Genomic DNA, 9,425 nt, shown 5'->3' with positions numbered 1-9,425 from the left:
ACATCCAGACCTTCTTCTGCGATCCGCACGCACCCTGGCAGAAAGGCGGCATCGAAAACGCCATCGGACGACTGCGACGAGACCTGCCAAGGCGAACCGATCTCTCCGTCCTCCAGCCCCTCGATCTCATCCGCATCGCCAGACGCTACAACCACACCCCTCGGCAATGCCTGGACTTCCGCACACCTGCCGAGGTCTTCTCCTCACTGTTGCACTTCAAATGTGAGTCCACATCCCCGCTTTCGCGGGGATGACGAGTTGAGGGTTTGTGAAAAGGTCTCGCGAGCGGGAGAGGTAACAACTCACCGCCTCAGTTGGGTCGCGGCGCGGGTGTGCTGGAGCTCACGCCGCGTTTGGCTCAGGCGTCCCCATCCGCCTCATCGGTCTTCGCGCTCTGCCGGTAGTCGCTGGGATCGGCATCGTAGGCCTTGCGGAAGGCGCGCACGAAGCTCGAGCGGCTTTCGTAGCCGGCGTTGTAGGCCACGACGTCGACCGGGGCCGAGGTCGTGGTGAGTTCGAGCGCCGCCTGCCGCATCCTGAGATCCCGGACGACGGCCATCGGCGAACGGCCGAAGACCTCCGAGAACCGCGCCATGAAGGCCGACCGGCTCAGCCCCGCGCTGTGCGCCAGGCTCTGGACCGTATGGGCGGCCCCCGGGCGCGCCACCATCTCGGCGAAGGCTCGCGTGATCTGCCGGTCCGCCAGGATCGAGAACCGGTCGGTCCAGCGGCGCGAGGACTTCATCGACCGCCGCACCAGGGCGACGATGACCTGCTTCAGCAGGGACGCCGTCATGGCGCCCATGCCGAGTTCCTGCGCGCAAAGCTCCTCGATCGCTTCGCGAAGCTTCAGGCCGATCTTGTCCGTCGGCTCGAACTTCTCGACCACCGGCTCCTGCAATTCGCGGAACAGCCCGACGGACTGTCCGAAGGATGCGTTGAAGAAGCCGCAGATCTGGATGATCTCGGGTTGACCGGCCGGCATCCCGATGCGCAGCACGCCGTCATGCCGCTGCCAGCAATCGCGGGTGATCAGCGTCTTCGGGCCACCGGCTCCGTCGACCTCGATCGCGAACGGGGTGTTCGGAGGCTTGATGATGAGCAGATGGGGCTCGAGCGGGATCGAAGGCCCGTTGCCGATCGAGATCCGTCCCCTGCCGCTGACGGTGTAATGGATCGCCGGCGCGTCGATCGTCCCCATCTCGGCGCGATGGTCCGGTGGAATCAGCATCTCGGTGAGCGCGATGACGTCGATCTCGAGCGCCCGCATGAGGGTGTCGAGGTCGGCGGCGGAGAGCTTCGAGGCAGAGCCGGCGATCATCGAATCGGTCCGCTCGCCCCGTCCGCTCCCGGCCCGCGATTTGCCCGTGTTCTGCATGGCAATCTGCTTACAAGACCAACCCGTGAATCCGCCAGACGGATCATGCCTTGATCCCTGAGCTGGATTTCAGGGCACGCTGAAAGGACTTCGCGCAGCGGCCGTCCGATCAGATATGTAGGTCGATCTGCAGGAAACTGTCGGCGCTCGTCTGGTCTCGGCCTTCAAGGGTGGATCGTCGGGGAGGTATGGAGCGCGGCGCCGATTCACCTCTCCTTGGGGAGAGGCCGGAAATCCCTGGGGATTTCCGGGTGAGGGGGGCGGCCCCGGCCCATCTCATTCCAGTGCCGAAGACGGCGCGGCTCAGGCGACGACGAGGTCGGTCGGCGCCAGGGTCAGGGCCTCGCAGCCGGTGTCGGTGACCAGCACGGTCTGGCCCGAGGTCATGGCCAGGCCGCGGTCGCTGTCGTAGAGGATGATGTGGATGAAGAACACCATCCCGGGCTCCGCCAGCGTCGGGTTGCCGTGGAAGAACATCGACAGGCTGGGCGCGTCCATCCAGTTCGGCGCGAAGGTGGTGCCGAGCGCATAGCCGCAGGCGTTCAGCCGGGCATGGCGCAGCCCGGCGGCATCCGCCACCCGGGCATGGGCGTCGAACACGTCGCCTAGCGGCCTGCCCGGCCGCAGCGCGGCCTTCGCCGCCTCCAGCGCGTCCACCGCCGCCTGGTGCATCGCCCTGTGCTCCGGCGACGCCTTGCCGACCAGCAGGGTGCGCATCAGGCAGGCGTGGTAGTGCCGGTAGGTACCGGCGAATTCGAGCGTCAGCTGGTCTTCGGCCGAGAGGTGACGACGGCCGGTGAAGTACCGGCACATCAGCGCGCCGGGGCCCGAGCCGATGATGAACTCATTGGCCGGGTCGTCGCCGCCGCCGCGCCACACCGCGCCCTGCATCGCCGCCAGGATGTCGCCTTCGAAGGCGCCCGGCGCGGTCAGGTCGATCGCGGCCTGGTAGGCGGCGTCGGCCAGCTTCGCCGCCTCGCGGACGTAGACCAGCTCGGCCGGGCTCTTGACCATCCGGAAGCGCGAGACGAGGTCGGAGGCATCCTCATGCGCAGCGTAGCCGTCGAGCTTGGCCTTCAGCCGGAAACCCAGCGCCGCGGTCAGGCCATAGGCGTCCCATTCGACCCCGACCTTGCCGTCGCGGACCTGGTATTCGTCCAGAATCGCCAGCAGGTCGTCCGCCGGCTCGGACCCCGCCCGGTCGACCCAGACGCGCACATCCTCGATCACCGAGGTGAAGTACGCCTGCCGCTCGTCGGCGGAGCGGGTCAGCAGCGTCATCCGCCCGTCCACGCTCAGCCACAGGCACTGGAAGTAGACATAGCCGAAGGTGTCGTAGCCGGTCAGCCAGTACAGCGACTCCTGCCGGAACACCAGCAGGCCGTCGAGGCCGCGGGCGGCGATTTCGGCACAGACGCGGCGGCGGCGGTCCGCCAGCTCAGACGCCTCGAAATGGATCGGCATGGAGGTCTCGCTTCAGCGCTTCTGGCGGATCTCGGCGATCGGCTCGGCGTAGCGGTATTCGATGTCCCAGGGGAAGAAGATCCAGGTGTCCTGGCTGACCTCGGTGATGAAGGTGTCGACCAGCGGCCGCCCGGCCGGCTTGGCGTAGACCGTGGCGAAATGCGCCTTCGGCAGCAGGTCGCGCACCACGCGCGCGGTGCGGCCGGTGTCGACCAGGTCGTCGACGATCAGCCAGCCTTCGCCGTCGCCCTCGATCGGCGCCTTCAGGAGCTTGGATTCCCGCTTGTCCTGGTGGTCGTAGGTCGAGACGCAGACCGTGTCGATCAGCCGGACGTCGAGTTCGCGCGCCAGGATCGCGGCCGGCACCAGCCCGCCGCGGGTGATGGCGACGATGCCCTTCCACGGCCCCAGCTCGGCCAGGCGCCAGGCCAGCGCGCGGGCGTTGCGGTGCAACTCCTCCCAGGAGACCGGGAAGTCCTTCCGGAAGCTGGGATTCTCGGCCATGTCTCGCACTCCGCCACCTGGGAATTGGGCTTCATAGCGCAACCGCGACGGCGCCGGAAGGGTGATCGCCTTGATGTCGCCATGCTGCCGGGGGATACCTCGGCTGCAGCCGACCGGCTGCCATACGACCTTGAGAGTGGGAAATGCTCCGCCTCGTCCTGATCGCCGGCCTTATCACCTTCGCCGCCGCGCCGGCGCTGGCGGCCTCCTGCGACGTCAACGCCGAATCCGCGGCGGTGGTCGCCGCCTGGGGGTCGAAGGTGCGCGACGGGTCGCTGCCCGAGGACAAGCTGGCCGCCATCTCCGCCAAGATCCAGTCGATCCCGTCGATCAGCGCCAAGGATCCGGACAAGGCCTGCGCCACCCTGGCCGAGATCAAGCGCGAACTCGGGCTGTAGGCCGCGTCCCGCCGGCGACGCCCGGGCCCGGCCCAGACATCGCCTCGATTTGCGCCGCCTGCCGCCCTCAGCGGAAGTTGATGATGTCGAGCGCCCGCTGGATCTTGGCGGCCGGCCAGCGCTTGACCACGTCCGGCGGCGCCTTGCGGGTGGTGACCATGGTGCCGTCGCCCGGCCCGAGCGAGACCGTGCCGCCATCGGTGGTGACGTCGACCGCGCCGGCGAAGACGAAGACGCCGAAGGCGCCGTCGATCGGGCCGGCGAAGAAGCGGGTGCCGCGCACCCCCAGCGTGGCGACTCCGGTTTCGATCGACAGGCGCCGGCCGGGCACGGATTCGATGCCGCCGCCGACGAACAGGAAGGCGCCCTGCAGGCGGCGCAGCGCCAGCTGCGCGCCGCCGCCGCTGTCCCCGCCATAGGCGAAGCGGTCGACCACCAGCCGCGCCGCCGGCCCCAGCGTCAGCTCGGTGCCATCGTCGAGCCGGACCTGCAGACGCGACTGCGGCCCGGTCCACAGCAGGTCGTCGCGGAACACCGGCGAGGCCGGGTCGAGCAGCCGGTCCTGGCCCTGGTACTGCGCCCCGGCCGCCGGCTCCAGCCGGTCGACCGATCCGACCTTGGACCGGTCCTCGGCCGCCGCCGCGGCGAACGGCAGCAGCAGGCAGGCCAGGCCGAGCGCGAGGACTCTTGATATCGGTGTCATCCCAGTCTCCTTTCGAAACGAGATGATCGGGCATAATCAGGGCGCGGAGTGTGACGCCCGTCATCGCACCGCGCAACCGGCCTTCCCGTCGCGGCGGCGAGCCCCTATCCTGGCGCAGCGATGCCAGGAGAGCCCGAGTGGTCAGCGTTCAGCCGGCGGAAAAGCGTCGTTTACTGTCCGAAACCCCGTTCTTCGCTGCGTTTCCGCCGGCGCAGCGCGATGCCCTGGCCGCGCATCTGAGCGAGCGCAACTGCGACGATGGCGGCACCATCTTCCTGCGCGGCGACGACAGCACCAGCCTGATGATCGTCGTCGCCGGCCGGGTGGCGCTGCGGCTGACCTCGCCGCAGGGCCGCGAGATCCTGCTGGCCATCCTGGAGCCGGGCGAGATCTTCGGCGAGATGTCCCTGCTGGACGGCCGCGGCCGCAGCGCCGACGCCGTCGCCTTCGGCGACTGCCGGCTGCTGATCCTCGAGCGCCGCGACATGGTGCCGGTGCTGCGGGATTCGCCCGAGGCCTGCATCCGCCTGCTGGAACTGCTGTCCGCCCGGCTGCGGCGCACCAGCGACCAGCTGGAGGGCGTGGCCCTGCTGGCCCTGCCGTCGCGGCTGGCCCGGCTGCTGCTGGCGCTGTCCGAGACCCACGGCACCCGCTCCGGCGCCGGCCAGATGCTGCTGCCGCTGTCGCTGTCGCAGCGCGATCTCGGCCAGCTGATCGGGGCGAGCCGGGAGAAGGTCAACCTGCAGCTCGGCCGCTGGGTCGCCGACGGGCTGCTGACCCGCGAGGACGGCGCGCTGGGGATCCGCGACCGCGACGCGCTGGCCGACATCGCCGACATGGGAGCGCCGTGACCTGATGCGCGCCTTGTGGCGGCGCCTCGGCCCGGTCCTGCCGGGCCTCGTGGTCCTGGCCGGGCTGCTGGCCCTGCGCGTCGCCGACCCCGCGCCCCTGGAGGCGCTGCGGCTGCAGAGCTTCGACCTGTTCCAGCGGATGGCGCCGCGGCCCTACGACCCGGATGTGCCGGTCCGCGTCGTCGCGATCGACGAGGAGTCGCTGCGCCGGGTCGGCCAGTGGCCCTGGCCGCGCGACCGCCTGGCCCGGCTGGTCGAGCGGCTCGGCCAGGCCGGGGCCGCGGCGATCGCCCTGGACCTGGTCCTGGCCGAACCCGACCGGTCCGCCCCCGCCCGGATTGCCGAGCTGCTGGCCGGGCACGCCGACCCGGCCACGCTGGCGGCGCTGACCGCCGGCCTGCCGGACCCCGACCGCGACTTCGCCGCGGCGCTGGCCCAGGCGCCCAGCGTCGTCGCCTTCGCCATCAGCGACATGCCGGGCCGGGCGCCGCGCATCACCGCCAGCTTCGCCGAGATCGGCCCGGTCCGCGCCCAGCTCGACCATTTCGCCGGCGCGGTGCCGAGCCTGCCGATGTTCGAGGAGGCGGCCTGGGGCAATGGCAGCATCGGCGCCCCGTCCGGCCGCGACGAGGTGCTGCGGCGGCTGCCGGTGGTCGCCCTGCTGGGCGATACCCCGATCCCGTCGCTGGCGGTCGAGGCCCTGCGGGTCGCCCAGGACGCCAAGACCATCACCCTGCGGGCATCGACCGCGGCGATGGGGCTGGAGGTGGTCCGGGTCGGCACCGCGATCGTGCCGGTGGCGCCGGACGGCCGGATCTGGCTGCATTTCGCGCCCGACGCGCCGGCCCGCGAGGTGCCGGCCTGGCAGATGCTCGACCCCGCCACGCCGGACGCCACGGTCGCCGCCGCGGTGCGCGGCCGGGTCGTGCTGATCGGCGTGACCGCGGCAGGGTTCGGCGACACCGTGCTGACCCCGCTGCACGACCGCATCGCCGGTGTCACCGCCCATGCGGAGATCCTGGAGCAGATGCTGCTCGGCCGCTATCTGACGCGGCCGGCATGGGCGGTGGGGCTGGAGGGGACGTTGCTGCTGGTGCTGGGCCTCGGCCTGATCGCGTCATGGCGGCGCCTGCCCGCGCTGGTCGCGGCCGGGCTGGTGGCGCTGGCCGCCGCCGGCATCGCCGTCGGCGCCTTCCTGGCCTTCAGCCGGGCGGGGCTGCTGCTCGACCCGACGCTGCCGGCACTCGGCCTGCTGCTGACCCATGGCGCGGTGGCGGCGACGGCGCAGTGGCGGGTCGAGAGCGAACGCCGCAGCATCCGCGCCGCCTTCGGCCAGTATCTGGCCCCCACCCTGGTGGCCCGGCTGGCCGAGCATCCGGAACGGCTGCGGCTGGGCGGCGAATGGCGGGAGATGTCGTTCCTGTTCACCGACATCGCCAACTTCACCGCGCTGAGCGAGGCGGTGCGGCCGGACCTGCTGGTCGGCACCCTGAACGCCTATTTCGACGGTGTCTGCGACTGCGTGCTGGCGGCCGGCGGCACCATCGACAAGATGGTCGGCGACGCCTTGCACGCGATGTTCAACGCGCCGCTGGACCAGCCCGACCACGCCGCCCGCGCCGTCGGCTGCGCCCTGGCGGTGCATCGCTTCACCAGCGAATTCGCCGCCGCCCGCCGGGCCGAGGGCATGCCGTTCGGCGACACCCGGATCGGCGTCAGCACCGGCGGCGCCGTGGTCGGCAATTTCGGCAGCAAGCACCATTTCGACTACACCGCCTACAGCGATGTGGTGAACATGGCGGCCCGGCTGGAGCATGCCAACAAGCGGCTGGGCACGCCGCTGTGCATCGCGACGGCCACCGCCGCCGCCTGCCCCGGCCAGGTGTTCCGGCCGATCGGGCGGCTGCTGCTGCGCGGCCTGAGCACGCCGCTGGAGACGGTGTTTCCGGAGGTGCTGTGCACCGCGCCGGCCGCAGCCTATGCGGCGGCCCATGCGGCGATGTGCCGGAACGAGGCTGCGGCCGGCGAGATGTTCGCAGCGCTGGCGACCGCCCATCCCGACGACCCGCTGGCCCGGCTGCACGCCCGGCGCCTGGCCAAGGGCACAGCAGACGGCGACCTGATCACCATCGACTGATCAGAACTGGTAGGGCGCCCCGTGCCGACGCGGCCGCGACGATCTGATTTCCACCGTCTGGCGGGTGGGCGCCAGGACGCTCCAGCGGCGCGGCTGGACCACCCAGCGATGCGAAACTTGGGTCGGCTGCATCCCCTCCTCGTCGCGCCAGGCGGCGCGGCACAGGGCGAGGCCGTAGACGGCGGCGAGAACGACACCGCCGCAGAGAATTGCGAGCATCATCCGTTCCTCCTGAAGCACCAACGACCAAGCATGCCCGCAGGTTCCCGAGGGATTGCGGATGAGGGGCCCGGCGCCGGGCCGGCGATCTGCTGGGAGAAAAGGGAGCTGGCTGGGGCGCTAGGATTCGAACCTAGGAATGACGGGATCAAAACCCGTTGCCTTACCACTTGGCGACGCCCCAATCGGCCGCGATAGATAGCTCAGCCGATCCGGCACCGCAACCGCGCGTTGCCGACCCGCCCTCGGCATAATAGAAGACTAGTCCCATATGCGGGGGCGGCACGAGTCACGGCAACGATCGAGGCAGGTCACGGCATGAGCGGCGAGCGGCCCCCAGATGATCCCCTGCATTTCCCAGCGCAGCAGGCACCCGAGACGCCGGACGAAGCCCGGCTGAAGTCCCTGAGCGACAGCGTCGTGCGGCTGCAGCAGGAGCTGGCGACCGCGCGGGGCGAGATCGGCGCGATGAACGAGAGGCTGGCGGAGGCCGCGGCGCCGCCGCGCCGCCGCGGCGGGTTCACCGGCTGGGCGGTCGCAATCGTGATCGCGTTGCTCGGCGCCGGCTGGCTGGCCGCCGATGGCTTCGGCCAACGCGGACCGCTCAGCCCGGCACCGTCGACCAAGCCGTCGGCCGCCGAGACCAAGTCGGTCGCGGCGCAGCAGGCGCCGGCCGCCCCACAGCCTGCGGCGAAGGAGGCGCCGTCGATCGACACTCCCGCACCTGCACCCGCCGCCGACGCGCCGCCAGGTCCGGCAACGACCGAGACCGCAGCGGCACCCCAGGCTGGCATGCCCACTCCGGCAGCCCCGTCTCTTCCGGCCGAACCGCCGGTCGCCGCCGCGACCATCACGACGGCGCAGCAGGAAGTGACCCCCGCGCCAGCCGCCACGCCGGCCAAGACCGAGCCGGACACGGCACAGGGTTCGACGACGCCCGACGACGAGCCCGCGACCACTCCCCCACCGGCTGCGGCACCCGGCGCCGCGGCCGTGGCCGACGATCCGGCGGCCCAGGCGCCACTGCCCGACACCGCCTCGGCGGAACTGCGCACCCTGGCCCGCAAGGCGATCGCGGGGGATGCGAATTCGGAGCATGACCTCGGCACCTTCTACGCGGTCGGCGTCCAGGTGCCGCGCAGCTTCGAGCATGCCGCCTACTGGTATCGCCGCGCGTCCGACCAGGGCGTCGCCAACGCCACCTACAATCTCGGCGTTCTGCTGGAGCGGGGCCTGGGCGTGCCGCAGGATTCGGCCGCGGCGACCGAACGCTTCCGCAAGGCGGCGGAGGCCGGCCATCCCGATGCCGAAAACGCGCTCGGCCTGGCCTATCTGAACGGCACCGGCGTGGCCGCCGACCCGGCCGAGGCGCTGAAATGGTTCCGCCAGGCCAGTGCCAACGGCAACGCCCGCGGTGCCTACAACATGGGCCGGCTGTACGAAACGGGCGCCACCGGCGCGCCAGACCCGCGCGCCGCCGCCGGCTGGTACCGCGTCGCCGCCGATGCCGGCAGCGAGGACGCCAAGGCGGCGCTGGCCCGGCTGCAGGAGCAGGCGGCGGCGCCGCGCACCGGCTTCGTCACCGTGGCGCCGGCCGCCCCCGGCATCGCGGCGGTGGCCCCGGCCGACACCTCCCCGGCCGCTGCCCAGGCGGACCAGGCCCTGGGGGCGCTGGCAGCGCAGCTGGCACCGCCGGGATCGGCCGGATCGGCCCCATCGCTGGCCGCCGACGCCCCGGCACCGGCCGCCCAGGCGCCTGTGACCACGGCAC

Annotated in this window: 9 protein-coding genes, 1 tRNA gene and 1 pseudogene; 5 read left to right on the top strand and 6 right to left on the bottom strand. The window is 71.5% G+C overall.

Annotation, left to right across the window (positions count from 1 at the left end; translation table 11 throughout):
* Positions 1–254 (top strand): transposase (locus AB4112_RS35580; protein WP_441727147.1); only part of this gene is annotated, 254 nt, incomplete at its 5' end.
* Positions 255–358: 104 nt separating this feature from the next.
* On the opposite strand, the gene AB4112_RS35575 is transcribed toward AB4112_RS35580, so the two are convergent.
* From AB4112_RS35575 to gpt, 3 genes are all read right to left on the bottom strand, one after another.
* Positions 359–1,321: a helix-turn-helix transcriptional regulator gene (locus AB4112_RS35575; RefSeq protein WP_441727145.1), complete on the bottom strand. Its 963-nt coding sequence runs from the start codon at positions 1,319–1,321 to the stop codon at positions 359–361.
* 360 nt (positions 1,322–1,681) lie between these two features.
* Positions 1,682–2,842: a M24 family metallopeptidase gene (locus AB4112_RS35570; RefSeq protein ID WP_441727143.1), complete on the bottom strand. Its 1,161-nt coding sequence runs from the start codon at positions 2,840–2,842 to the stop codon at positions 1,682–1,684.
* A gap of 12 nt (positions 2,843–2,854) precedes the next feature.
* Positions 2,855–3,346: a xanthine phosphoribosyltransferase gene (gpt, locus tag AB4112_RS35565; protein ID WP_309799089.1), complete on the bottom strand. Its 492-nt coding sequence runs from the start codon at positions 3,344–3,346 to the stop codon at positions 2,855–2,857.
* 143 nt (positions 3,347–3,489) lie between these two features.
* Here gpt and AB4112_RS35560 point away from each other — a divergent pair, with 143 nt between their 5' ends.
* Complete coding sequence (locus AB4112_RS35560; RefSeq protein WP_441727141.1) at positions 3,490–3,744, top strand: hypothetical protein; 255 nt, start codon at positions 3,490–3,492, stop codon at positions 3,742–3,744.
* A gap of 67 nt (positions 3,745–3,811) precedes the next feature.
* Here the strand turns inward: AB4112_RS35560 and AB4112_RS35555 are convergent, their stop codons facing one another.
* A complete protein-coding gene (locus tag AB4112_RS35555) occupies positions 3,812–4,447 on the bottom strand; it encodes a FecR family protein (protein ID WP_309798809.1) in 636 nt (211 codons plus the stop codon).
* Between the two features lie 137 nt (positions 4,448–4,584).
* Between AB4112_RS35555 and AB4112_RS35550 the strand changes: the two genes are divergently transcribed.
* Entirely contained in the window at positions 4,585–5,298 is a 714-nt protein-coding gene (locus AB4112_RS35550) for a Crp/Fnr family transcriptional regulator (protein ID WP_309798807.1), read from the top strand.
* Positions 5,299–5,302: 4 nt separating this feature from the next.
* Positions 5,303–7,435 carry a CHASE2 domain-containing protein gene (locus AB4112_RS35545; protein ID WP_309798806.1) on the top strand — a complete coding sequence of 711 codons (2,133 nt, stop codon included), beginning with the start codon at positions 5,303–5,305 and terminating at the stop codon, positions 7,433–7,435.
* Here the strand turns inward: AB4112_RS35545 and AB4112_RS35540 are convergent, their stop codons facing one another.
* Together AB4112_RS35540 and AB4112_RS35535 are read right to left on the bottom strand one after the other, a co-directional pair.
* Positions 7,436–7,657: a hypothetical protein gene (locus tag AB4112_RS35540; RefSeq protein ID WP_309798804.1), complete on the bottom strand. Its 222-nt coding sequence runs from the start codon at positions 7,655–7,657 to the stop codon at positions 7,436–7,438. It abuts the gene before it with no gap.
* Positions 7,658–7,763: 106 nt separating this feature from the next.
* Positions 7,764–7,838: transfer RNA gene (locus AB4112_RS35535), tRNA-Gln, on the bottom strand.
* A 134-nt stretch (positions 7,839–7,972) separates the two neighbouring features.
* Between AB4112_RS35535 and AB4112_RS35530 the strand changes: the two are divergent.
* Positions 7,973–9,425 (top strand): annotated as a pseudogene (locus AB4112_RS35530) (hypothetical protein); the annotation flags it as partial.

The organism is Inquilinus sp. 2KB_23, from assembly GCF_052115705.1.
Lineage (GTDB): Bacteria > Pseudomonadota > Alphaproteobacteria > DSM-16000 > Inquilinaceae > Inquilinus > Inquilinus ginsengisoli_A.
The sequence above is the reverse complement of the archived record's forward strand: the minus strand, read 5'-3'. Positions and strand labels throughout refer to the sequence as shown.

Bases quoted from the DNA above. Each gene is read 5' to 3' on its own strand.
- AB4112_RS35575 (WP_441727145.1), bottom strand. From the start codon at position 1,321: ATGATCGCCGGCTCTGCCTCGAAGCTCTCCGCCGCCGACCTCGACACC.
- AB4112_RS35570 (WP_441727143.1), bottom strand. From the start codon at position 2,842: ATGCCGATCCATTTCGAGGCGTCTGAGCTGGCGGACCGCCGCCGCCGC.
- gpt (WP_309799089.1), bottom strand. From the start codon at position 3,346: ATGGCCGAGAATCCCAGCTTCCGGAAGGACTTCCCGGTCTCCTGGGAG.
- AB4112_RS35560 (WP_441727141.1), top strand. From the start codon at position 3,490: ATGCTCCGCCTCGTCCTGATCGCCGGCCTTATCACCTTCGCCGCCGCG.
- AB4112_RS35555 (WP_309798809.1), bottom strand. From the start codon at position 4,447: ATGACACCGATATCAAGAGTCCTCGCGCTCGGCCTGGCCTGCCTGCTG.
- AB4112_RS35545 (WP_309798806.1), top strand. From the start codon at position 5,303: ATGCGCGCCTTGTGGCGGCGCCTCGGCCCGGTCCTGCCGGGCCTCGTG.
- AB4112_RS35540 (WP_309798804.1), bottom strand. From the start codon at position 7,657: ATGATGCTCGCAATTCTCTGCGGCGGTGTCGTTCTCGCCGCCGTCTAC.